We start from the raw sequence: 24,629 nt of genomic DNA, 5'->3' as shown, positions 1-24,629 counted from the left end.
GGGCCGGCCACCGCCCCCCTCTTCTTCCCCCTCGGACCCTGGAGGTCTCATGACGACCCTCGCCGCCGCGGACGCCGGCCCGTCGACTCCGCCGACGCCGTCGCCCCTGCCGCCCCGACGACGACGCTCCGCGTACGCCGTCCGGAACATGCTGATCGGCTGGACCTTCATCCTCCCGAACTTCCTGGGCTTCGCCGCGCTCACGCTCGTGCCGGTGATCACCCTCTTCTACATGTCGATGACCGACTGGAACGTCTTCGGTCAGGCGAACTGGGTCGGCATCGCGAACTTCCAGCGCCTGATCGGCGACGCGAGCTTCCGCATCGCGCTGCTGAACACGCTCTACTACGCCGCGCTGCACATCCCGCTGACACTCGTCGTCTCGCTCGGGCTCGCGCTGCTGCTCAACAACAAGCTCCGCGGCGTCGCGTTCTTCCGCACGGCCGCGTTCTTCCCCTACATCACCTCGATCGTCGCGATCGCCGTGGTCTGGAACCTGCTCTTCAGCCCGGAGTACGGCCCGATCAACCAGCTGCTCGGCCTGATCGGCATCTCCGACCCGCCCGGCTGGCTGACCTCGTCCGCGTGGGCGATGCCCGCGGTCGTGATCATCAGCACCTGGCGGGACATGGGCTACTACATGATCCTGTTCCTCGCCGGGCTGCAGACCGTGCCGCGCGAGCTGCACGAGGCCGCCCGCGTCGACGGCGCCTCGGTCTGGCAGCGCTTCGTCAACGTGACGATCCCGTGCCTGCGGCCGACCACCTTCTTCGTGACGGTGATGCTCACCATCAACTCGTTCAAGATCTTCGACCTGATCCTCGTGATGACGCAGGGCGGCCCGGGCCAGGCGACCCTCGTGCTCTCGCAGTTCATCTACCAGAAGGGCTTCCAGGAGAACCAGTTCGGCTACGCGTCGGCGGTCTCGGTCGTGCTCTTCCTGCTCTGCATCCTCGTGACGCTGGCCCAGTTCTTCCTCAACCGAAGGAGCGAGTCCCGATGACCGGACTTCTCATCCCCGACGGCGCTCCCACCGTCGTCGGCGTGAACGAGCCGCTGCCGCCGCGCCGCAAGGAGGCCGGCCGCTCCCCGGCGCGCAGGGCGGGCCGCGTCCTCGGCTACGCGGTGATGATCATCGCCGCGGCGGCGCTGCTGCTGCCGTTCTTCTGGATGATCACGAGCTCGGTGAAGACGCCGAACGAGGTCTTCTCGGTGCCGGTGAAGTGGTTCCCGGAGACCTGGGTCTGGAGCAACTACGTCCAGATCTGGACCCAGTCCGGCATGCTCACCTGGATCCGCAACACACTGCTGCTCGCGGTCGTCGTCACGGTGCTGCAGGTGCTGACCGGCTCGTTCGCGGCCTACGGCTTCTCGCGGATGCGCTTCCCCGGTCGCGACGTGCTGTTCCTGGTCTACATCGGCACGATCGCGGTGCCGTGGCAGTCGTACATGATCCCGCAGTTCATCCTGCTGTCGAACCTCAAGGTCTCGAACACCCTCTGGGCGATCATCCTGATCCAGGCCTTCGGCGCCTTCGGCGTGTTCCTGATGAAGCAGTTCTACGAGACGATCCCGGAGGAGCTCTCCGAGGCCGCGCGGATCGACGGCCTGAGCGAGTACGGCATCTGGGCGCGGATCATGGTGCCGCTCTCGATCCCCGCGATCGCGAGCCTCACGCTGCTCACCTTCGTCGCCACCTGGAACGACTACCTCGGACCGCTGATCTACCTGCGGAACCCGGACCTCTGGACGATCCAGCTGGGACTGCAGAGCTTCGTCAGCACCCTCTACGACGCCAACTACGCGCTGCTGTTCGCCGGCCTCGTGATCTCGGTGGTCCCGATCGCCGTGATCTTCCTCCTCGGCCAGAAGTACTTCGTCGAGGGCATCGCGACCAGCGGACTGAAGGGCTGATCGTGCGCCGCATTCCGAACGGCCTCTACGCCTCGCTCTTCGGCGTCGCCTACCTGATCCTGGTGACGAACGTGCTGCTCCTGGTCGCCTGCCTGCCGCTCGTACTGCTGCTGGTGACGACGGATCCGGTGCTCTCCTGGCCGCTGCTCGCGGTGGCGCTGCCGCTCTGCGCGCCGGCCCTGATGGGCGCCGCCGCGGTCTTCGCGGCGCACTCGCGCGGCGAGACCGCGGTCGTGCGGACGTTCTGGCGGGCGTGGCGCGCGAGCTGGCGCCGCCCCGTACGGCTGCTGACCGCCGCCACCGCGGTCGTCGTGCTGGTGCTCGTCGACGTGCGGTTCCTCGCGCCGACCCAGATCGGCGTGGTCGTCATCCCGTTCCTCGCGGTCATCGCCCTGCTCGTGGTCGGCTGCGTGCCGGTGGCGCTCGTCGCCCTCGCGGAGGCGAGTGGATCGACGCTCCGGCAGGCCGTGAAGGCGGCGGTGTTCCTCGCCGCCCGCCGCTGGCACCTGTCGGTGGTCTCGCTGCTGGTGCTCGCGTTCCAGGCGTACCTCTTCACCGCCTCGCCCGCGCTCGCCCTCGGCGTCTCGGCCACTCCCGCCCTCTACCTGGTCTGGGCGAACGCCCGGTTCACCCTCCGCCCCGCGCTCGCCGCCGACCAGCCGGTCGCGGCCTGACCTCCCACGAAGGACTCTCCCCATGACGACCACTCCACCCACCACGGGGAGGACGACCACCGAGCAGGCCGTGGCGGACGCCCTCGAGGTCGTCCGCCGGATGATCGGGGCCTTCGGCTCCGCCTACCCCGACGACACGACCACGGACGGCCGCTACCCGATCCGCCCCGCGGCGCAGGGCTTCGCGGCCGGCGCCAACCGCGGCTGGACGACGAGCTTCTGGCCGGGGATGCAGTGGATCGCCTGGGAGGCGACCGGCGAGGACGTCTTCCTCGACGCCGCCCGCGGCCACCTGCACGACTTCGCCCGCCGCGTGCGGGAGGGCGAGGACCTGGAGACCCACGACCTCGGCTTCCTCTACACGCTCTCCTGCGTCGCGCCCTTCCGGCTCCTCGGCGACGAGCTCGGCCGCACCGCGGCGCTCGAGGCCGCCGAGCACCTGATGACGCGGTTCCTGCCGACGGCCGGCATCGTGCAGGCCTGGGGCGACCTCCGCGACCCGAAGCAGCGCGGCCGCACCATCATCGACTCGCTGATGAACATGCCGCTGCTGACCTGGGCCGGCGAGCAGACCGGCGACCCGCGCTACGCCGAGGCCGTCGCGCGCCACATCGAGGCGCTGCGGGTGAACATCCTCCGCCCCGACTCGTCGACCTTCCACACCTTCTACTGGGACGCCGAGACCGGTGAGCCGCTGCGTGGCGGCACCGAGCAGGGCGCGTTCGACGACTCCTGCTGGGCACGCGGGCAGGCCTGGGGCGTCTACGGCTTCGCGATGGGCTTCCGCGTGCTCGGCGACGACGCGCTGCTCGAGGCGTCCCGGGCCTGCGCCGAGTACTTCCTCGCGCACCTGCCGCGCGACCTCGTGCCCTACTGGGACCTCGTCTACGCGGAGGGCAGCGATGCGCCCCGGGACAGCTCGGCGGCGGCGATCGCGGTCTGCGGACTGCTCGAGCTGGCGCTGGTCGAGACCGACGCCGAGTGCGCCGCGCGCTGGCGCGACGCCGCGCACCGGATCCTCGCGGCGCTGATCCGGGAGTGCGCTCCCGAGAGCCCCGAGGCCGCCGACACCGTCCTGCTGCACAGCGTCTACGACCTGCCGAAGAACGTGGGCGTCGACGAGGGCACGCTCTGGGGCGACTACTTCTACCTGGAGGCGCTGATGCGCGTCTCGCGACCGGAATGGCGGCCCTACTGGTGAGACTCGTCCGATTCGAGAGCGCCGAGGGCGCTCGGACCGGGGTCGTGCTCGACGGCGACGGCGACGGCGACGGCGACCGCGTGCTCGATCTGGGTGCCGCGACCGTCACGGAGCTGCTCGCCGACCGCGCGCTGCTGACCGCGGCCCGGGCGGTCGGCACTGCGACGGTGCCGCTGGACTCGCTCCGCCTCCTGCCGCCGGTCGTGCCGGGGAAGATCCTCTGCATCGGCTACAACTACCGCGGGCACGTGCCCGCCGGCGGCGAGGACCGGCCCGTGCCGACGACGCCCGACGTGTTCGTCAAGACGCCGAACACCCTCGGCGCCCCCGGCGATCCGGTGACGCTGCCGCTGACGGCGACCGACGTCGACTACGAGGGCGAGATCGCGCTCGTGATCGGCCGCGGCGGGCGGGACATCCCGCTCGAGGAGGCGGCCGGCCACATCGCCGGCTACACCGTGATCAACGACGTCTCCGAGCGCACCTGGCAGGGCCGCTCCAGCCAGTGGACGCTCGGCAAGTGCTCCGACGGCTTCGCCCCGCTCGGCCCGTGGCTCGTGACGCCCGACGAGATCGCGGACACCGGCGACCTCCGCGTCGAGGTGGTCCGCGACGGCGTCGTCACCGTCTCGCAGAGCACCGCCGACCTGGTCTTCAGCATGGCGGCGCTCGTCCACCACCTCAGCGAGGGGATGACCCTCGAGCCGGGCGACGTGATCGCCACCGGCAGCCCGCAGAAGCTGCCGGAGGCGCTCGCGGCGCACCGCCCGCTGGCCGACGGCGACGCGGTGACGATCCGCGTCGACGGGATCTGCTCCCTCACCACGACCTTCCGAAAGGGACGACCATGACCGCCGACGTGCCCACACCCGCCGCCGCCGCCCCCGCCGCCTTCACCCTCGACGCCTTCCGGCTCGACGGCCGGGTCGCCGCCGTCACCGGGACCAGCCGGGGCATCGGCCGCGGCGCCGCGCTGGCGCTCGCCGAGGTCGGCGCCGACATCGCGCTGATCGACCGGGGCGACGCGAGCGAGACGGCCGAGCTGATCCGCGGGCTGGGCCGGCGGGCGCACCTGATCCGCCGCGACTTCGCCACCGCGACCGCCGCCGAGCTGCACTCCGCGATCGACGAGGTCGTCGGCGAGCTCGGCCGGATCGACGTGCTGGTCAACAACGCCGGCACGATCAAGCGCACCGCCGCGGCCGAGCACAGCACTGCGGACTGGGACGAGGTGCTGAAGGTGAACCTCGACTCGGTCTTCCACCTCAGCCAGGCGGCGGGCCGGCGGATGCTCGAGCAGGGCTCGGGCCGCATCATCACCGTCGCGTCGATGCTGTCCTTCCAGGGCGGCGTGCTCGTCCCCGGCTACACCGCCTCGAAGCACGCGGTCGCCGGGCTCACCAAGGCGCTCGCCAGCGAGTGGGCCGCCTCCGGAGTGACCGTCAACGCGATCGCCCCCGGCTACCTCGCCACCGACAACACCACCGCCATCCGCGCCGACGCGGCCCGCGAGGCCGCGATCCGCGGGCGCATCCCCGCCGGCCGCTGGGGCACCCCCGCGGACCTGCAGGGGGCCTTCGTGTTCCTCGCCTCCGACGCCGCCGCCTACGTCACGGGGACGATCCTCCCCGTCGACGGCGGCTGGCTCGTGCGCTGACGCCGCACCCCCCACCCCTTCTCTCATCGCACGACGACACCGCCCGACGACACAGGAGCATCCGACATGGAGCAGCGCTACGCCACCAACCCCTCGCAGATCCCCGGCATGACCACCGAGGACCTGCGCCGGGAGTACCTCGTCCCGGACGTGTTCGTCGCCGGCGAGATCACGCTGGTCTACACGCACCACGACCGCATCGTGCTCGGCGGCGCCGTCCCCGCGGGGCAGCGCCTCGAGCTGACCGGCTACGAGGAGATCCGGAGCGACACCTTCCTCGAGCACCGCGAGCTCGGGATCGTCAACGTCGGCGGCACCGGCACGGTGACCGCGGACGGCGAGACGTACACGCTGGTGTCGGGCGCCTGCCTGTACCTGGGGCGCGGGATCGAGGCGGTGGCGTTCGAGGACGCGGGCTCGGGTGACGTGGTTTCGGGAGACGCGGGCGCGCAGTTCTACCTCTTCTCGGCCCCCGCGCACACCACGTACCCCTCGGTGCTCGTCGCGCCCGGCGAGGGCACCGTCCGCGAGCTCGGCGAGCAGGCGACGAGCAACCGCCGCACGCTCAACCAGTACATCCACGAGAACGGCGTGCGCAGCTGCCAGATCGTGATGGGCGTGACGACCCTGCACGAGGGCTCGATGTGGAACACCATGCCCGCGCACACCCACGACCGCCGCACCGAGTGCTACCTCTACTTCGACCTGCCCGAGGACGCGCGCGTCATCCACCTGCTCGGGGAGCGCCAGGAGACCCGGCACCTCGTCGTCGCCGACCGCCAGGCGATCCTCTCGCCGAGCTGGTCGCTGCACTCCGGGGTCGGCACCGCCGCGTACTCCTTCGTCTGGGCGATGGCGGGCGAGAACCAGGCGTTCGACGACATGGATGCGGCGCCGGTGAAGGACCTGGCGTGACGTCCGGATCCGCTGTCGGCGGCGTGCTGCTGGCCATGGGGGAGACCATGGCCGTGCTGGTGCCCTGCGGCGGCTCCGTCGCCGACGCGGACGACTTCCTCGTCGACGCGGGCGGTGCGGAGTCGAACGTGCTCGCGCACGCGGCGGCGCTCGGTGTCCCGGTGCGCTGGCACAGCCGGCTCGGTGCCGACGCGCTCGGCGAGCGGGTGCTCCGGCAGCTCGCGGCGCGGCGGATCGACGTCTCGCGCGTCGTCCGCGACCCCGGTCATCCCACCGGCGTCTACGTGAAGGACCCCGGCCGCGGAGTCTCCTACTACCGGGCGGGCTCGGCCGCCGCGTACCTCGACACCGCCGACGCCGACGCCGCGCCGTTCGACGACGTGGCGCTGCTGCACCTGTCCGGGATCACCGCGGCGCTCTCGGAGCCGGCCGACCGGTTCCTCCGTCGCGCGGCCCTGCGCGCCCGCGAGCTGGGCATTCCGGTGAGCCTCGACGTCAACTACCGCGCCGCGCTCTGGAGCGTCGATCGGGCGGCGCCGGTCCTCGCCGAGCTGGTCCGGCTGGCCGACGTGGTCTTCGTCGGCCGCGACGAGGCGGAGACCCTGTGGGGCACCCGCACCGCCGAGGACGTCCGGGCGCTGTTCCCGGACGTCGCCGAGCTGGTCGTCAAGGACGGCCACATCGGCGCGACGGTGTTCTCTGCGGATGTCGATGCCGATGCCGATGCCGATGCCGATGCCGGTGCCGACGCTGCCGGCTGGGTCTTCGAGCCCTCGCACGAGGTGGAGGTGCTCGATGCGGTCGGCGCGGGCGACGCCTTCGCCGGCGGCTACCTGGCCGCCCTGCTCCAGGGCGCCGACCCCGGAGCACGCCTGCGCCGCGGCCACGACCGCGCCGCCCTCACCCTCGCCGTGGCGGGCGACTCCCTCGACGAGAGAACGGCACGACGATGACTGCGTTCACCACCACCACCACCGCGACCACCCCGACCACCCCGACCGCGAGCCCCTTCGACGAGGTCTTCGCGGGCGCCCCGCTGATGGCGATCCTGCGCGGGATGGGCGTGGAGCGCTCGATCGCCCTCGCGACGACCGCCTGGGACCTCGGCATCGACTCGGTCGAGGTGCCGCTGCAGACCGCGGAGGACGAGGTCGCCCTCCGTGAGGTCGCGCGCCTGGGCGCCGAGCGCGGCAAGACCGTCGGAGCGGGCACCATCGTCCGCCCCGAGCAGGTCGCGCTCGCCCGCCAAGCCGGCGCCGGCTACCTCGTCTCGCCGGGCCTCGACCAGCGCATCCTCGCCGCCGCCGGTGCCGTCGACCTCCCGCTGCTGCCCGGAGTCGCGACGCCGTCGGAGGTGCAGCTCGCCGCCTCGCTCGGCCTCACCTGGCTGAAGGCCTTCCCCGCCACCTGGCTCGGCGCCGGCTGGTTCAAGCACATCCGCGGCCCCTTCCCCGGCATCCGCTTCGTCGCGACCGGCGGCCTCGACGCCGCCAACGTCTCCGACTTCCTCGACGCCGGCGTCCGCGTCGCCGCCGTCGGCTCCGCCCTCGAGGACCCGGCCCAGCTCACCCGCCTCGGCGCCCTCCTCGCCGCCGCCCGCGCCTGACCGCCGCCCGCGCCTGACCGCCGCCCGCGCCTGAGCGCCGCCCTGCCTGACCCCCGCCCCGCCGGACCGCCGGGCTACCGGTTCCCCTGCATGCTGATCGAGCAGCCCACGGTGCGGGCCCTGCATGCTGATCGAGTAGCCCGCCTCGCGGGCGTATCGAGATCCACCGTCTGCCGGGCCCGGGTCTCGATACGCGCTGCGCGCTACTCGACCAGCATGATGGCGGTCCGCGGTCCGCATGCGCGCTGCCCGGCCAGGCCGCAAGGCGCGCACGCAAGCTGATCGAGCAGCACGCCTCGCGGGCGCACCTTGCTGATCGAGTAGCCCGCGAAGCGGGCACACCCTGCTGATCGAGTAGCCCGCGAAGCGGGCGTATCGAGATCCACCACCGTCAGAACGGCGCGGGCACGTTGTCGAACCGGGGCCCCGGCGGCCGGTCCGGCGGCCGCCCGGGCAGAGGCGGTGGCCGGTTGCTGATCCGCCGGCCGGTCGGGCTCGTCCACTCGATGGTCCCGTGGTCGTCGATCCGGTCGTAGCTCCACTGCTCTCCGTGCCGGACGTGGTGGTGGCTCGTGCAGAGCATGACGAGGTTCTCGAGCGAGGTCTCGCCGCCGTTGCGCCACTCGATCGTGTGGTCGGCCTCGGCTGTGGAGGCCGTGCGGGTGCAGCCGGGGAAGCGGCAGGTCTGATCGCGGAGCTGGAGGTGGAGGCGCATCTGCGCGGGTGGGACGCGCCAGGTGCGGCCGACGGAAACGACGGCTCCGGTGTCCTGATCAGTGAGGACGCGGGTGAAGGACGCCGCCGTGCGGATCATCTCGCGAGCGACGTCGGCGGGGACCGGTCCGTAGCCGTCGAGGTCCGCGGGTGCGTCGTCGAGACCCGCGGCGGTGGACGCGGCGAGGGTGAGGCGCACCTCGGCGCGGACGCCGGGGACGAAGGTCGGGTCCGGCCGGTTCTTGGAATCGGGGGTCGTGCCGGCGACGTCGCCGTCGCAGAGCAGGTCGATGGCGGCGTCGGCGCTGAGCTGCTGAAGGGTGCGGGGGTCGCCGTCGTCGCGGAGGGTGCGGGCGATGCGCCGCAACCGGTCGTAGGCGCCGGAGACGACCGGTGCAGGAGCGTGAAGGCAGAGCGTCGCCATCCCGTCGACGTCCGGGGTGACCCAGACGGCGCGGTCCTCCCGGGCGCGGGCGTGCCGCTCGGCGAGGGGCTGCTCGTGCAGCTCCTCGCGCCAGCGACCGAGGGCTCGGCGCAGCTGCGTCGTCGTCATCGTGACGGCGGCGTCGGCGGCGCGCTCATCGAGTGCCTCGCGGGAAGCCTCCGGGAGGCTGCTGGCCGTCCTGCAGATGACTTCGCCCGCATCCCACAGGATCCGGCCGTCGCGCAGCAGCGCGCGGGTGAGGGGCAGGTGCTCCATCAGCATCTGCGCGGTCTCGAGGCGGCGTGAGACCTCCCGCTCGGAGACGCCGAACGTGGTCGCGAGCTCGGCTCGGATGGAGCGCTCGACGAGGTCGCGGGTCTCACTGCGGGACGTTCCGCGGGCGAACGCCTCGGGGACGCTGAGCGCGAGCCGGTACCCGCGGTGCATCCGCTCGGCCGCCCTCAGGCGCGTCGAGGAGGCGGCGCGCTCGGCGGCCGCGGCGTCGTGGAAGCAGTCGCGCACCTTCGCGAGTGCTGCCGCATCCTCATCTTCTGACATACAAGTATTGAATCAGGGACCACCGACATCGGGGCGGGGGCAGAGGCCGATCGGGGACAGCGCAGGCGGATCGGGGGCTGGGGAGGAGGCTTGCTCCCGGATGTCTCGGCGAGGGTGGGTCTCGATACGCCGCCGGAGGCGGCTACTCGACCAGCATGAATCGACCTGCGGCTTGCGCGACCCGCAGGGAGTGCCCTGCGGGCTGCGCGACCGGCATGAGGCGGTCGGCCAGGCACCCTGGCCGCGGACTGCGCCCCCCCATGCTGATCGAGTAGCCCGCGCAGCGGGCGTATCGAGATCCACCCGGGCCGAGACCGGAGCCGGCAGACCACCGAGCGGGCGGTGGTGGGTCTCGATACGCCCTTCGGGCTACTCGACCAGCATTGGCAGCCCCTGCGGGGCTACTCGACCAGCAATCTGCGGGCATCTCTCGCGAGCAGATCCGGGGTCAGCGGCGGCGGCGCAGCAGGGCGTCGACCGAGAGGCGGCCGGGGCCGGTCAGCACGAGGGCCGCCGCGCCGGCCGCCAGCACCAGGACGAACTCGACGCCGCCGGTGGCCGCGAAGAAGCCGCTCGGCAGGTGGACGACGACGAGCGCGACGACCGCGGTGATCGCGAGACCGGCGGCGGCGATCCGGGTCAGCAGGCCGACGATGACGGCCGCGCCGCCGAGCAGCTCGGTGAAGGCGGCGACCGGGGCGAGGACGGCCGCGAACGGGATCCCCATCGCTCCGAAGCCCTCGATCGTCGCCGCGAGGCCGTCGACGGCGATCTTCTGCCAGCCGTGCGCGAGGAACACGGCGCCCAGCGCGAGGCGGAGGACGAGCAGTCCGGCGGAGGCCCCCGGCAGCGCGCTGCGGCGGGCCGTGGAGGAGGTGGTCGGGCGGTCGAGCGTGGTGGTCATGGCGTGCCTTCCGGTCGGAGCGGATCTCGAGGGGGAGTGCCGCACGCCGTCGTGCTCGTGGTCGACCGTAGGCGCGACCGCCGCCCGCACGAGCGCCGTGGAGTGGACACTGAGAACTCGCACAGGCTCACCCCAGGCTCCAGCCCCCGCACACGCCGGAGCCGACGCCGCCCTCCTCACGAAGGCGGCGCCGGCTCCCGCACCGGTCCTCAGCAGCTCGCGGCCGGATACTCCTCGCTCTGCTCCCGCGTCACGTCCTCCCCGTCGACGGTGCCCGTCACGGTCAGGTCGACCGCGTCGGCCGGCACCGTCTTGGCCCGGGTGGTGAAGGAGTGGAACGCGCTCTTCCCGGGCGCGACGGCGGTGAACGCCTTCTCGCCGTAGGCCGTCGTCATCGTGATCCCCACCGGCACGTCGGCCGTGTTGACCGCGGTGACGCCCAGCTGCACCTTGCCCGCGACGCACCGGCTCTGCACCGTCACGTCCAGGTCCGGCAGCGCCGGGGCGGCGGGGGCGACCGCCGCGACTCCGAGCCACGAGATCACCGGCTTCTCGCCGCCCGCGCCCTCGTTCGTCACCCGGTACTCCACCGTGGTCGGCGCCGCGAGAGTGAAGGTCAGCGCCCCGGTCAGCGGCGTGCTCGTGCCCGACAGCGGGATGTTGCCCTTGGCCAGCTCCACGCCCCCGGCCGAGACCGTGTGGTTCATCGTCCGGCTGAGGTTCCACCACTCGGTGAACCCGCCCGTCAGCGTGTACGTCCCGGCGGCCAGCGGCAGCCGGTAGATCAGCTGCGTCGTGTCCTGGTAGAGACCGGTCGAGAACTTGTCGTTGACGTCCGTCCCGGTCTTCACCTTCATGCCCTCGGGCGCGAAGCCCCACTGGTCGGCGGCGGTCGAGGCCCGGTCCGACACGGCGTTGAGCAGCGACGGGACGGCCGCCTGCACCGCGCCGTACTGCGGCGAGGAGGTCGCCGCGGTGCCGGAGTCGATGTAGTAGACGAGCCCCTCGGGCACGACCTCGTAGCGCGCGGTCACCTTCGCGCCGTTCGCGAGCGTCCCGCGCAGGGTCACCGGCGCGTAGTCGGTGCGGGTCTGCGCCGCGGAGTCCGCGTCCCAGGTGATGCCGACGGAGGCGCCGTCGACCGTCACGGTGGTCGGCAGCGCGGCGCTCGCGGTGAGCGCGCCCTGGTAGCCGAGGTCGCGGGTCACGCTCTGGACGTAGACCAGCGCGAGCCGCGCGTTGTAGCCGCTCGTCCCGTCGGTCCCGAAGGACACGTCGACGACGCCCGGAGCCGCGAGAGTCACCTGCTGGCGCACCGGCGTCGCCGCCCCGGTCGAGACCGCGGTGGCGCGCTTCGTCGTGCCGGCCGCGGTGACGGTCAAGACGACGTTGGTGGTCAGGCCGGCCCGCGGCGCCTGCACGGCGACGACGTCGTAGGTCCCGGCGGGCAGGGTGAGGTGCGTCACGACGGGCTTGCCGAAGTCGGCCGGCACGTACGAGGAGCTCCAGTCCGCGGGGTTGCCCGGCACGACGGCGCCGGTCGACGTGGTCGAGTAGCCCCACGTGCTCCCCGCGGACACCCCGTCCCACTTCCGGTCGGCGGCGTCGTTGAGGACGCCCGGCTGGCTCGCCTTCACGGCCGCGTAGGCGGATCCGGCTGCCGAGCCGCTCGACCCCGAGTCGACGAAGTAGCGCAGGTCGGCGGGAGTGACGAGCAGCGGTACCGAGAAGCGCTGGAACACTCCGGTCGAGGCGACCTTCTCGGTGGTCCGGCCGGTCAGCCGCACCGTGCCGAGCTCGGCCGTCCCGGCGAGGGCCTGCGCGGCTCCCGCGTCCCAGGTGACGGCGCGCTCGGCGCCCTCGAGGGTCACGGTCTTCGGCAGTCCGGCGGAGGCGGTCCCGGCGATCAGGCCGAGGTCGCGGACGTCGGTGCTCACGCCCTCGGGCACGAGCTCCGCGGCGGTCCGGCTGAGGCGCGCCACCAGAGCGGCGGCCCCCTCCGCGTCGAGTCCGTAGCCGGCCGGGTCGGCCAGCGCCGATCGGGCGGAACCCACGACGCTCGTGAACGGAGCCCAGGAGGAGGCGCTCCACTCCGCCTCGACGAACCGCTCGGCCGTCGCCAGCGCCGCCGCGAGGGCGGCCGTGTCGACCGCGGACGAGTCCGCGTTCGCGACGACCACGCCGACCGCGTCGACGTTCAGGACGCCGTCGTTCGCCGTCTCCAGCACCACCGTGTGCGCGCCGTCCGCGAGACCGCGGAGCTGGAACGCCGTGCGCTCGCTGCCCGCCGCCCAGGTCGGCGCGTTCGTCGCCACCCGGACGCCGTCCACCGTGACGTTCAGCGTCGCCGCCCCGGTGTTGCTGCCGAGGACGTCGAGTCCGGTCCCGGTGAAGGAGTAGCTCAGCGCCGCGCCCTTCCCGGTGCTCTTCGACGCCGTGCGCTGCCACTCGAACATGCCCTGGCCGTTGACGTGCGTCCACTGCTCGTCGAACTCGAGGATCGGCGTCGAGCCGTCGCTCCAGCTGGTCTGGTGCATGCCGTCGACGACGGTGGAGTAGTAGGGAGTGAACCCGGGCACCTGCTCGACGACGAGGTCGTCGAACTGCGTGAAGGTGAACGCCGAGCCGAGCTGCACGCGCCCCGCGGCCTGCGGCGCCGGGTCGGTGTAGGCGGCGACCTGCACTCCGTTGAGGTAGGCGGTGTACTTGTCGCCCGCCACCTGCACGGCGATCCGGTTCCACACTCCGGTGCCGGTGCGGAACGCCGTGCCGGGGGTGGCGGAGGCGGTGCCGGACGCGACGGAGGTGCCGTAGCGCAGCAGGCTCCAGGCGCCCGTCGCGTCGACCCGCAGCTCGGCCGCGGAGACGTTCTGGCCGTTGGGCGTCCCGCCCTGCTCGCGGGCGCCGAGGGTCGCGTACGGGGTGCCGCCGTTCTCGAAGAGCACGTCGACGGAGGCGCGGTAGTTCGCCCAGCGGTAATCGCCGATCGTCGTCTTCGGGTCGCCGCCGTTCCAGGCCGAGCCGTTCATGCCCGGGCCGACCTGCTGGCGCAGCACGCGGTCGCGCGCGGCATCGCCGGTGGCCACGGACTCGAAGGCGCCGTTGGTGTCGTTCGTGTAGCGCGGGATCGCGCCGTCGTCCTCCGGCTGCACCGCGGGGGTGCCGGCGGGCTTCGCCTTCGCGCCACGGCTGTCGAGGAACGACTCGCCGGAGTCGCTCAGCGCCCCGGTCGCCGGGTCGTAGGAGCGGATGTCCGCGGCCTCGGCGTAGTCGAAGTCGTCCGCGTAGAGGACGGAGTCGGTGGTGACGCCGTTGACGTCGCCGCTCGCGTCGGTGTCGAGCACGTCGCGGCCGCCGTCGGCGTCGGTGTACTCGGGCGAGGTCGGCAGGGTCGAGCCGTAGCCCTCGCGCGGAGTGAGGACACCGCCGGCGCTCGCCGCGTGGTCGAGCGTGGTCGCGGTCGCCGTCGACCAGGGCTTCACCGTCACCGTGTAGACGCCGCCCTGGGCGGACAGCTCCGACACGGGCACGACGTAGTTCGCGTCGTAGGCCTCGCCGGCGTCGGCCGCGCGGGTCTCCCAGACCTCCATCGTGCGGTCGTCGCCAAGGTCGAGGTCCTCCGCCGAGATCGCGTAGGTCTTCTCGAACGGGCTGTCGTTGACGATCACGGTGGAGAAGTCCGAGCCGTCGGGCGCCGCGAGCGTCGTGTACGACACCGCGCCGGTCGAGGCGCCGCTGGGCGGGTTGCCGCCGCCGAGCGCGCTGCCGGAGGCCTGCGGGATGCCGCGCCAGACGCCGGCGGTGTTGTCCTCGTTCTCCCAGCCGAGCTGCGCGAACTGCGTGTACTGCTCGACCGCGGCCAGGCCGCCGTCGTAGTAGAGCCAGCCCGACCACGGGTCGCGGGCGCTGACGAGCTCCTTCGAGGAGTACTGGAAGCCGTCGTAGAACGAGCCGATCGCCGGCTGGAAGATGTTCAGGGTCCGCAGCGACTTCGCGAAGCCGGAGGTGACCCAGTTGCTCATCTCGAGCGCGCTGTTGGTGCCGCCGAACTCGGTCCCGGTGCCGCCCTGGCCGTCGGGGTTCGTGTTGTTCGGGCGGTCGGCGGAGTTGGAGAAGGTGGCCTGGCCCTCGGAGTTCCAGATCTCCTTGTCGTAGGTCTGCGCAAACTTCTTGAGGTTCCCGTTCGCGTCGTCCGAGGTGGCGTAGTGGAAGCCGACGACGTCGACGGCGTCGCGGAGCGACGGGTCGGTGGTCGAGTTCAGCTGGTCGCCGAAGGAGGTCGGGGGAGTGCCGACCGTGTCCGCCGCGACCGTGCGGATCGCGCGGTAGCGCTCGCCCTCGTCCGCCGAGGCGAAGCCGTTGCTCGGGTCCTGCGCGCTCGCGCCCTCGTAGCCCTTGGTGTCGGTGCGGAGCCAGGTGGAGAACTTCTTGTAGAGCGCGGCGTTCGGGCTCGTGGTCTCGTTGGTGTCCGGGTTGATCGAGTCGACCATGATCCCGTACTCGCGCTCCGCCGCCAGGACGGTGTTCTTGAACCAGATGTACTGGTCCTCGTCGCTGGTCACCCAGGTGGGGCGGCTCCAGCGCAGGATGCTGACGTGCACGTCGCCCTCGGCGACCTTCTGCGCGTCCGCCGCCAGCTGGAAGCCGGGCTCGCGCTGCACGTTCGGGTACTCGTCGCGCGAGCGCATCGTCGCGACGTTCGGCCCGGTCGAGGTGTTGCGGTCGTTCCCCATCTCGATCTTGATGGTGGTCATGATCGGGTGCTCGCCGCCGAAGAGCGTCTCGATCAGCTCCCAGTACTTCTCGGGGTGCTGCGACTTGTAGTCGAGCAGCAGCGCGCTGGTCGAGTTCGCGGAGAGGATGCCGAAGCCCTTGAAGGTCAGCGCGTTGACGCTCTCCGCCGCGGCGGCGACGTCGGCCGCGGTGATCGTCACGGCCTGGACGTCGGAGGGTGCGGCCTGGGCGGCCGGCACCTGGGCGAGCCCCGCGGCGAGCAGGGCGCCGAGCGCGGTCGCCGCGACGAGGGTCCGTCCCCTCCCCTCCTTCCTGCGGTGCGGCCTGCTGGGCGAGGGGGGCTCGGGCTGGGAGCCTCGAGCGTGCCGGGGAGAGCGGTTGAGCATGAGTGCGCCTCGTCGTCGAGTCGAATGGGATGAGCGATCCGCCAACTCCGATCATTTCAGAACATGGGGAGAGCGATCGCTGTGGTCACCGTATCCGAGCGGTTTCGCGGGCGCAACGGCTCGAAGCGGCGCGCGAGCAGGGTCTTTCCTCGCGGAGCGACCACGGGATAGTCTGCTCGGCAGTGCGGAACGCTCTTCCTCGATGATCGATAATGATCGAATGGGAGGGGCGGGACGCGCGACGACGAGTCGGCGACGAGGCCGGCCGGAGAACGGAGAACCCCCGCCATGACCACCCGCTCCACACGGATCCGCCCCCTTCTCACCCGCGGAACCGCCGGCATCGCCGGAGGCCTGCTCCTGCTCGGCGTCGCCGGCACCGCGTTCGCCGACGAGCAGCAGGGCGCCGACGACGTCGACGTCAACGTGCAGATCGCCCCGCTCACCGGCGGCGGCGCCCTCTCGATGACGGTCGCGAGCGACTCCACCGCCCTGACCGAGAACGGCTCGACGGGCGTCGTCCGCCAGTTCACCGGCACCCTGCCGACCGTGACGGTGACCGACACCCGCGACGCCGCGGACATCCCCGCCGGCGCCGGCTGGTACGTGCTCGGCACCGCCAGCGACTTCACCTCGTCGACGGGTGACACCATCGGCGCGGAGAACCTCGGCTGGGCGCCGAACCTGATCGACGGCGGCGACTCCGGCCTCGTCGCCGAGGGCGACGTCGTCGACACCGCCCTCGACGGCGGCCCCGACGGCGTCGGCCTCGTCGACCAGGAGCTCCTCGCCATCACCAACGACTCCGCCGGAGTCGCCGAGGAGGGCTCCTGGACCGCCAACGCGGCCCTGACCCTCAAGACCCCCACCACCGTCGACGCCGGCGACTACAGCTCGACGCTCACCCTCTCCCTCTTCGAGTGATCATGGTGGTCGAGTAGCCGCCCCCGGCGACGTGCCTTTCCCTGCTGGTCGAGCAGCCCCCGCAGACGGCGTGTCTTTCATGCTGGTCGAGTAGCCGCCTCCGGCGGCGTATCGAGACCCACCCACCGCAAGGACGTCGGTCTCTTCCCCGCCCTGCGATGGCGCCGGAGGCGCCCCCTCCGCTCGATACGCCCGCTGCGCGGGCTACTCGATCAGCATGAAGCGGGCCGGCCGTGCGGGCAGGCCGCTCAGCATGAAGCGGGCCGGCCGTGCGGGAGGTCACGCGTCCGGCACATGCTGGTCGAGTAGCCGCCTCCGGCGGCGTATCGAGACCCGCCCTCCTGGGCACAGTGGATCTCGAGACGCCCGCTCCGCGGCCCACTCGATCACCATGAGTCCTCGAGTGGACCCGCGACGGGCCTCGAGTCCCGAGCAGGCCCCTGTACGCGTCCACTCGGCGCTGCCTGCTCGCGCGAGTGGACGCACGTCGGGCCCCGCGCCCGGGCCGAAGCCCGTTCCGGGTCAACTCGCGCGCTCGCCCGATGCTGGTCGATGAGCCGCCGCCGGCGGCGTATCGAGACCCGGGCTGCTGGGGACGGTGGATCTACTGGGAAGAGACGCCCGCAGTCATGCTGGTCGGGTAGCCCCGCAGGGGCGTATCGAGACCCGCCACCGCATGCACGTCGGTCGCGTCCCCGCCCTGTGCTGGCACCGAAGGCGCCCCCTCCGCTCGATACGCCCGCGGTGCGGGCTACTCGATCAGCATGAAGGGGCTGCTCGATCGGCAGGGGGTCGATGGGGCAGGCGGGTGCGGTGCCCGCAGGCGTTCGGTATCGTGGCGCGCTCCGAGACCCGAGGGGGCATCGTGAACCGTCCGCACGTCACCGCAGGAGCCGCCGGGGTCCTCCTGCTCGCGCTCGCCGGCTGCACGCCGCCCGCGCCGGAGGCGACCGGCGGCGGGCTCGACCTCGCCGTCTCCTCTGTCTGCGAGGCGGGCGCGGATCCGCAGTGCACCGCGGTCGGCGGCCAGGACGTGCTCGTCGACCCGGCGGCGTTCACCCGGGCGGGTGTCGCCTCGGTCGAGGTGTCCGGCACCGGCGACGCCCGGACCGTCGATGTGCGCTTCGACGAGGACGGCGCCGCGCTCTTCCAGGACGCGACGGCGGAGGCGGCGGGCGCCGGCCCGGACGCGCGCCTGCTGCTGCGGGCCGGCGACGTGGTCGTCTCGGCCGTGGCGGTGATGCAGGCGATCGAGGGCGACTCGGTGCAGATCCTCCCCGGCGACGAGGACGCGCGGGCGCTCGCCGACCGCATCCGCGCGGGCTGACCCGGGCGGTCAGGACGCCGGCGGCTCCTCCACGCCGAGCTGCACGGCCAGCTCCATGCAGCGCACGCGGGCGGGGGAGAAGTCGTAGGGCAGGCTCCGGATGACGTCTGCCGCGCTCCTGGCGCGCGGATCGGCCGCGGGGGCGGGCGTCTCGGCGTCCTCGGGCGGGTGCCGCTCGTCCCAGGCGTCGACGAGAGCGTCGTCCTCCTCCAGCTGACCGGACTCCGTGCAGACGCGCAGCAGCTCCGTCTCGAAGGCGTGCCGCTCGGCCGCCACCTGCGCGACGCGGGGGTCGTCGAGGGCGACGGAATCGTCCAGGGCCTCCTCGGCCGCGTCGACCCGGTCGGACGCGGCGCGCAGGTCGGGGTGCGCAGCGAGCGCGGCGAAGCGGCCGGCCTGGATCGCGGCGCCGAGCGGGCCGAACACGCGCTCGGTGACCAGCAGGACGTCCAGGTCGTCCTGGCGCAGCGAGCCCTCGGGCGCACTCTCGAGGCGGCCGGAGACGAGGTCGTCGAGCAGGCCCAGCCGGCTGCCGAGCGTGCGCATGCGCTGCACCGACGCCCGCTGCCGCTGCAGCTCGGCCTCCTGCGCGGCGAGGGTCTCCTCCAACTGGGCGAGGACGGCGGCGACCTCGTCCTCGTCGTCCGCGGCGAGCGATTCCGCGCCGGCGAACGCGTCGCGGATGTCGTCGAGGGCGATCCCGGCGTCGGCCGTGCGGCGGATCCAGAGCAGCCGGACGATCTCCGCGTGTCCGTACCGGCGGCGCCCGTCGCCGCCCCGCTCGCGCTCGGGGAGCAGGCCGATCTGGTGGTAGTGCCGGATCGTCCGGGGCGTGACGCCGACGAACGCCGCGGCGTCGCCGATCAGGACCTCACGGGGCGGGGTCGGGAACGGATGCATGGCGGGCCTCTCGAAGCGGGACGGGACGTGCTTCGAGCAGACCACATGACGCTGCGGCAGGAGCAAGCCGTGCTCGATCGGCACGCGCGGGACCCGCTGCGCAGGCTGGTCGATCAGCATGCAGACGGACCAGCGTGCGGCATTCATGCTGGTCGAGTAGCCGCCGCAGGCGGCGTATCGAGACCCACCCGGCGGGGGACGGTGGATCTCGATACGCCCGCTGCGCGGGCTACTCGATCAGCATGAAAGGTAGGCCCGCGGAGCGGTCTGCTCGATCAGCGTGTGCTCGGCACGCGCGACCGGCCCGCCCGCTACGACGTGTAACCCGCCTGGATGGTGTCGAGGACCTGGTCGGTGCTCGAGCCGTCGATCCAGTCGACCATGCCCTTGAAGAAGCTGTCGGAGCCGACAGCCTTGGGCATCAGGTCGGAGGCGTCGAAGCGGAACGTGGTGCCCGGGTCCTGCAGGATCGAGATGGAGCTGCGCAGCAGGTCGCTGCTCGCGTTCGCCGGGTCGAGGCCGGTGTTCGCCGAGATGACGCCGCCGAGCTTCACGCGGCTGTTCGCCCAGTCGGCGCTGGCCAGGTACTCCTGCACCTTCGCGGTGTCCGCGTCGTCCGCGAACGCGGCGACGAACTCGCCGCCGCCGGTGACGGCCTGGTCGTCGTCCGCCTTGATCGGCGGGGTGAGGAACGCCCAGACGTCGCCGTCCTCCGCCACGGTCGCGTCGGCTCCGGTGAGGAAGCCCTCGAAGAAGGACGCCTGGTGGGTCAGCGCGCAGGAGCCGTTGGCGATGTTCTGCGCCACGTCACCGAAGGCCGTCGAGTTGATCGAGGACACGTCGCCGTAGCCCGCGTTCACGAGCGTCGGGTCGAGCAGGATCGAGCCGACCGAGTCGAACGCGGCCTTGATCTTCGGGTCGGTGAACGGGGTGTCGCCCGCGACCCACGAGTCGTAGACGTCCGGACCGGACTCGCGGAGCACCGCGTCCTCGATCCAGTCCGTGCCCGGCCAGCCCGACGCGGCGTCGGAGGCGAAGCCCGCGCACCAGGACGGTCCGCCCGACTTCTCGGCGATGGTCTTCCCCAGCGCCTCCATCTCGTCCCACGTCGTCGGGACCGAGACGCCCCACTCCTTGAACTTCGCCGGCGAGTACCAGACGTAGCCTTTCACGCTCGCCATCAGCGGCGCGCCGTACTGGGTGCCGTCCACCTGGCCGTACTTCTGCCAGTCCTCGGACCAGTTCTGCTTCACGTTGGCGAGGGCGCCCTCGGGCAGCTCCTTCACCTTGCCCGAGGCGACTGTGTCGGCGAGGAGTCCCGGCTGCGGGAAGATCGCGAGATCCGGGACGTCGCCGCCCTGCACCTTGATGCCGATCTGCTGCTCGAAGCCCTTGTCGCCGGTGTACTTGATGTCGATCCCGGACTCCTTCTCCCAGTCCGCCCAGGACTGCTCGAGCAGGGTCGCCTCGTCGCCGTTGATGGTGCCGTAGACGGTGACCGAGCCGTCGCCGGCGGCGCCGCCGGAGCTCGCGCCGCCGCCGGCGTTCGGGTCGTTGGGGTCGCTGCTGCTGGAGCAGCCCGCGAGGGCGATCCCGGCGGCCGCGAGTACGGCGACCGGAAGGGTGAGACGACGGTGCAGGGATGACCGCATGGTTCCTCCTCGTTGAGTGATGGAGCGACGAGGGGGAGTAGCCCCCCAGCTGCGCCTGCCCAGAGTACGTCCTGAGAGAGCGCTCTCTCGGTAACGATCCGGCGTCGGATCAGCGACGAGCGGCCTGGAACGTCCCCGCCTCGGTCACGTCGGCATCGGAAGTCCGGGGCCGCACAGCGCGTTACCACGAATCGTTGCCGAATCGACCCCCTGGCGCGTTCTGCTTCCGGTACCGTCGTTCTGCTCGGCATTCCCGGTCCACCCGCCCGGCGTCCCCCTCTTCCCCGATCCTGGCGGGGGAGCTGCAGGACCCTCGCGGACCCGGGCTCGGCGCGTCCCCGGACGTGCCCCGTCGCCGGCTCCCGCGTACCCGACGCGGGAACGACCCCCGAAAGGCGTCCCCGATGGACCCCGCCCCCGCTCCGCGCATCCCCCTGACGCCGCGGCTCCTCCCGCCGACCCGCCGCGGCCGCCTCCGCGCCTCGCTACTCGCGATCGCCGCCGCCGCAGCCCTCGTCGTCGTCGGCCTCGTCGTGCCCACCGCGAGCGCCGACACCGCCTGCGCACCCGGGCAGAACGCCATCGTCTGCGAGAACGCGAAGCCCGGCACTGACCCCTCGGTCTGGGACATCACCGGAGCCGGCGACCCGTCCATCCAGGGCTACTCCACCGACATCAGCGTCAACGTCGGCCAGCGCATCGACTTCAAGATCGACACCGACGCCGCGGCCTACTCCATCGACGTCTACCGCACCGGCTGGTACGCCGGGAAGGGCGCGCGTCTCATCACCTCGGTGACCCCGACCGCGGCCCTCCCGCAGCTCCAGCCCGAGTGCCTCTCCGACGTCACCACCGAGCTCTACGACTGCGGCACCTGGGCCGTCTCGGCGGGCTGGGACGTGCCGAGCACCGCCGTCTCCGGCGTCTACGTCGCCCTGCTCACCCGCGCCGACACGGGCGGCCGGAGCCAGATCACCTTCGTCGTGCGCGACACCGCCAGCACCTCGGCCGTGCTCTTCCAGACCTCCGACCCGACCTGGCAGGCCTACAACACCTACGGCGGCTCGAACTTCTACAGCGGCGGCGCCAACGGCCGCGCCTACAAGCTCAGCTACAACCGCCCCGTCACCACCCGCGGCGACAACCAGGGCCGCGACTTCTACTTCGCCAACGAGTTCCCGCTGGTGCGCTTCCTCGAGCGCAACGGCTACGACGTCAGCTACTTCAGCGGCGTCGACACCGACCGCTTCGGCTCGGCGCTGAAGCAGCACCGCACCTTCCTCTCCGTCGGGCACGACGAGTACTGGTCCGGCGCCCAGCGCGCGAACGTCACCGCCGCGCGCGACGCCGGCGTGAACCTCCAGTTCCTCTCCGGCAATGAGAACTACTGGCGTACCCGCTACGAGCCCTCGCCGACCGCGGGCGGCCAGGACTACCGGACCGTCGTCACCTACAAGGAGACCTGGGCGAACGCCAAGACCGACCCGTCGCCCGAGTCCACCGGCACCTGGCGCGACCCGCGCTTCGCCTCGGTGGCCAACGGCGGCGGCCGGCCTGAGAACAGCCTCGCGGGCACGCTCTACATGGTGAACTACTCCGACCTGCCGGTGACCGTCAGCGCCGCGGAGGGGAAGCTGCGGCTCTGGCGCAGCACCTCGCTCACCGGCCTCGCCACCGGGAGCAGCGCAGCGCTGGCGCCGCACACCATCGGCTACGAGTCCAACGAGGACGTCGACAACGGCGCCCGGCCGCCCGGCCTGATCCGCCTCTCGACGACGACCGGCGCCGTCCCCGAGTACCTGCAGGACTTCGGCACCACCGTCGCCGCGGGCACCACCCGGCACAACCTCACCCTGTACAAGGCGGCGAGCGGCGCGCTCGTCTTCTCGGCAGGCTCCGTGCAGTGGACCTGGGGCCTCGACCAGCAGCACGACGGCGACGGAGCCGCCGCCGACGTCCGGATGCAGCAGGCGCAGGTGAACCTCTTCGCCGACATGGGCGTGCAGCCCACCACGCTGATGAGCGGCCTGGTCGCCGCGACGAAGAGCACCGACACTGCGGGCCCGACCGTCTCGGTCTCGAACCCCTCCGGCGCGACGAGCAAGGCCAACGGCAGCACCGTGTCGGTCTCGGGCACCGCGACCGACGCCTCGGGCAAGGTCGCCGGCGTCGAGGTCTCGACCGACGGCGCCACCTGGCACCCGGCGACCGGCACCACCTCCTGGTCGTACAGCTACGTCCAGCACGGCGCGGGCACCGGCTCGATCCGGGTGCGCGCCGTCGACGACAGCGCCAACATCGGCGCCGTCACCAGCCGCGCCGTCACCATCACCGGCACGGCCACCGTGTTCGGCGCCGAGGTGCCGAAGACCGCGGACTCCGGCGACGTCGATCCGGCCACCCTCGGCCTGCGCTTCACCCCGAGCGCCGACGGCTTCATCCAGGGCGTGCGCTTCTACAAGAGCGCGGCCAACACCGGCCCGCACACCGGCGCCCTCTGGAGCGTCGACGGCCGGCAGCTCGCCACCGTCGCCTTCGCGAACGAGTCGGCGAGCGGCTGGCAGACCGCCACGTTCGGCGCGCCCGTCGCCGTCACCGCCGGCACCACCTACGTCGTCTCGTACACGACCACGACCGGCCACTACTCGTCCGCCGACTGGTTCTGGTCGAGCACCGGCTACGCCGCCGCCCCGCTGACGGTCGCCGGCGGCTTCGGCGCGACGCCCGCCGGGGTCTACAGCACCACCGGCGGCTTCCCGACCGACAGCTACCGCGCGAACAACTACTTCGTCGACGCCGTCTACAGCACGGTCGACGCCACGCCGCTGAGCGTCGGCTCGCAGACCCCGCTGGCCGGCTCCTCGAGCGTCGCGCCGTCGACGAAGGTCTCGGCCGTCTTCTCGAAGGCGGTCACGGCGAGCACCGTCGTGATGACCCTGAAGACCGCCGCCGGCGCGAGCGTCGCGGGCAGCACCGCGTACAACGCCACCACCCGCACCGCCACCTTCACGCCCACCGCCCCGCTCGCCGCGTCGACCGGCTACACCGCGACCCTCGCCGGCACCGCGACCGGCGGCGGCACCGTCACCGCCGGCGGCAGCTGGACCTTCACCACCCAGGCGCCGGACACCGTCGCGGGAGCCTGCCCCTGCCGGCTCTTCGACGACTCGACGACCCCGGGCATCGCGCAGGTCGCCGAGGGCACGCCCGTCACCCTGGGCACGCGCTTCGCCCCGCTGGTGGACGGCACGATCACGTCGCTCCGCTTCTACAAGGGCCCGGGCAACACCGGCACGCACGTCGGCACGCTCTCGAACGCCGACACCGGCGCCGAGATCGGCCGGGCGACCTTCACCGCCGAGAGCACGGCCGGCTGGCAGCAGGTGACGTTCGCCACTCCGGTGGCCGTGACCGGCGGCACCGACTACGTCGCCGCCTACACGACGACCACCGGCAACTACTCCGCCACGATCAACGGCTTCGGCTCCGGATCCACGCGCGGCCCGCTCGTCACCGCGAGCGACTCCGGCGCGTACACCTACTCCGGCGGCTTCGCGGGGCAGCGCTCGACCACGAACTACCTGGTCGACGTCTCCTTCACGCCGTCGGCGACACCCACGCCAACCCCGACCCCGACGCCGACCACCCCGTCGGGCACGCGCCTCTTCGCGGACACGACCCCCGCGACCGCCTCCGCCGAGGACTCCTCCTCGGTCGAGGTCGGGATGTCCTTCACCGCGTCGACGGCGGGCAGCGCCACCGGCATCGCCTTCTACAAGGGCTCCCGCAACACCGGGACCCACGTCGGGTCGCTGTGGGACGCCTCCGGCACGCGGATCGCGCAGGTGACCTTCACCGGCGAGACGGCGACCGGCTGGCAGAGCGCCGCCTTCGCGACACCGGTCGAGCTCGTGCCGGGCGCGCGCTACGCGGTGTCGTACCTCGCGCCGGCGGGCTACTACGCCGCCACGGGAGCGGGGCTCGCCTCGCCGGTCACCAACGGCGCGCTGACCTCGGCCTCCGGCGACAACGGCGTCTACCGCTACGGATCCGGCGGAGTCATGCCGTCGTCGTCGTACAACTCCACGAACTACTTCGTGGACGTGTACTTCCAGGCGAAGGGGTAGGTGCGGGGGAGC

At 72.4% G+C, this 24,629-nt stretch carries 17 protein-coding genes; 12 read left to right on the top strand and 5 right to left on the bottom strand.

Annotated features, from left to right (window positions below; genetic code table 11):
* Positions 1-49: 49 nt before the first annotated feature.
* The 9 genes from EDF43_RS03795 (at position 50) to EDF43_RS03755 (ending at position 7,967) form a co-directional block, all read left to right on the top strand.
* Positions 50-1,003 (top strand): sugar ABC transporter permease, encoded by a 954-nt coding sequence (locus EDF43_RS03795; RefSeq protein WP_132435614.1) that lies wholly within the window; start codon positions 50-52, stop codon positions 1,001-1,003.
* Positions 1,000-1,914: a carbohydrate ABC transporter permease gene (locus tag EDF43_RS03790; RefSeq protein WP_132435612.1), complete on the top strand. Its 915-nt coding sequence runs from the start codon at positions 1,000-1,002 to the stop codon at positions 1,912-1,914. The genes EDF43_RS03795 and EDF43_RS03790 overlap by 4 nt, the downstream gene beginning before the upstream one ends.
* Positions 1,915-1,916: 2 nt before the next feature.
* Entirely contained in the window at positions 1,917-2,588 is a 672-nt protein-coding gene (locus EDF43_RS03785) for a ferredoxin-NADPH reductase (RefSeq protein WP_132435610.1), read from the top strand.
* A gap of 22 nt (positions 2,589-2,610) precedes the next feature.
* A complete protein-coding gene (locus EDF43_RS03780; RefSeq protein WP_132435608.1) occupies positions 2,611-3,789 on the top strand; it encodes a glycoside hydrolase family 88 protein in 1,179 nt (392 codons plus the stop codon).
* On the top strand, positions 3,786-4,640 hold the full coding sequence (locus EDF43_RS03775) for a fumarylacetoacetate hydrolase family protein (protein ID WP_132435606.1): 855 nt from the start codon (positions 3,786-3,788) through the stop codon (positions 4,638-4,640). Before EDF43_RS03780 ends, EDF43_RS03775 begins: the two co-directional genes overlap by 4 nt.
* Positions 4,637-5,446, top strand: coding sequence for an SDR family oxidoreductase (locus tag EDF43_RS03770; protein WP_132435604.1), 810 nt, complete (start codon positions 4,637-4,639; stop codon positions 5,444-5,446). The genes EDF43_RS03775 and EDF43_RS03770 overlap by 4 nt, the downstream gene beginning before the upstream one ends.
* A 66-nt stretch (positions 5,447-5,512) precedes the next feature.
* Positions 5,513-6,361 (top strand): 5-dehydro-4-deoxy-D-glucuronate isomerase, encoded by an 849-nt coding sequence (kduI, locus tag EDF43_RS03765; RefSeq protein WP_132435603.1) that lies wholly within the window; start codon positions 5,513-5,515, stop codon positions 6,359-6,361.
* On the top strand, positions 6,358-7,314 hold the full coding sequence (locus tag EDF43_RS03760; protein ID WP_243646216.1) for a sugar kinase: 957 nt from the start codon (positions 6,358-6,360) through the stop codon (positions 7,312-7,314). Before kduI ends, EDF43_RS03760 begins: the two co-directional genes overlap by 4 nt.
* The gene (locus tag EDF43_RS03755) at positions 7,311-7,967 is read left to right on the top strand and encodes a bifunctional 4-hydroxy-2-oxoglutarate aldolase/2-dehydro-3-deoxy-phosphogluconate aldolase (protein WP_132435601.1); all 657 of its coding nucleotides are present in this window, start codon (positions 7,311-7,313) and stop codon (positions 7,965-7,967) included. Before EDF43_RS03760 ends, EDF43_RS03755 begins: the two co-directional genes overlap by 4 nt.
* A gap of 391 nt (positions 7,968-8,358) precedes the next feature.
* On the opposite strand, the gene EDF43_RS03750 is transcribed toward EDF43_RS03755, so the two are convergent.
* From EDF43_RS03750 to EDF43_RS03740, 3 genes are all read right to left on the bottom strand, one after another.
* Positions 8,359-9,663: an HNH endonuclease signature motif containing protein gene (locus EDF43_RS03750; protein ID WP_132435599.1), complete on the bottom strand. Its 1,305-nt coding sequence runs from the start codon at positions 9,661-9,663 to the stop codon at positions 8,359-8,361.
* A gap of 448 nt (positions 9,664-10,111) precedes the next feature.
* Positions 10,112-10,567: a DoxX family protein gene (locus tag EDF43_RS03745; RefSeq protein WP_132435597.1), complete on the bottom strand. Its 456-nt coding sequence runs from the start codon at positions 10,565-10,567 to the stop codon at positions 10,112-10,114.
* 209 nt (positions 10,568-10,776) lie between these two features.
* Positions 10,777-15,687: a hypothetical protein gene (locus EDF43_RS03740; RefSeq protein ID WP_132435595.1), complete on the bottom strand. Its 4,911-nt coding sequence runs from the start codon at positions 15,685-15,687 to the stop codon at positions 10,777-10,779.
* Positions 15,688-15,975: 288 nt separating this feature from the next.
* On the opposite strand from EDF43_RS03740, the gene EDF43_RS03735 reads away from it, so the two are divergent.
* Together EDF43_RS03735 and EDF43_RS03730 are read left to right on the top strand one after the other, a co-directional pair.
* Entirely contained in the window at positions 15,976-16,611 is a 636-nt protein-coding gene (locus tag EDF43_RS03735) for a hypothetical protein (RefSeq protein ID WP_132435593.1), read from the top strand.
* 865 nt (positions 16,612-17,476) lie between these two features.
* Positions 17,477-17,938, top strand: coding sequence for a hypothetical protein (locus tag EDF43_RS03730; protein ID WP_132435591.1), 462 nt, complete (start codon positions 17,477-17,479; stop codon positions 17,936-17,938).
* A gap of 9 nt (positions 17,939-17,947) precedes the next feature.
* Here the strand turns inward: EDF43_RS03730 and EDF43_RS03725 are convergent, their stop codons facing one another.
* On the bottom strand, positions 17,948-18,985 hold the full coding sequence (locus tag EDF43_RS03725) for a MerR family transcriptional regulator (RefSeq protein ID WP_243646215.1): 1,038 nt from the start codon (positions 18,983-18,985) through the stop codon (positions 17,948-17,950).
* Positions 18,986-19,149: 164 nt separating this feature from the next.
* Positions 19,150-20,490 (bottom strand): extracellular solute-binding protein, encoded by a 1,341-nt coding sequence (locus tag EDF43_RS03720; protein ID WP_123736075.1) that lies wholly within the window; start codon positions 20,488-20,490, stop codon positions 19,150-19,152.
* Between the two features lie 404 nt (positions 20,491-20,894).
* Here EDF43_RS03720 and EDF43_RS03715 point away from each other — a divergent pair, with 404 nt between their 5' ends.
* Positions 20,895-24,617, top strand: a complete 3,723-nt coding sequence (locus EDF43_RS03715) for a DUF4082 domain-containing protein (RefSeq protein ID WP_132435589.1) — start codon at positions 20,895-20,897, stop codon at positions 24,615-24,617.
* Positions 24,618-24,629: the final 12 nt, after the last annotated feature.

This window comes from Rathayibacter sp. PhB179 (genome assembly GCF_004345345.1).
Classification (GTDB): Bacteria; Actinomycetota; Actinomycetes; order Actinomycetales; family Microbacteriaceae; genus Rathayibacter; species Rathayibacter festucae.
This window is presented reverse-complemented; position numbering and strand designations above follow the sequence as displayed.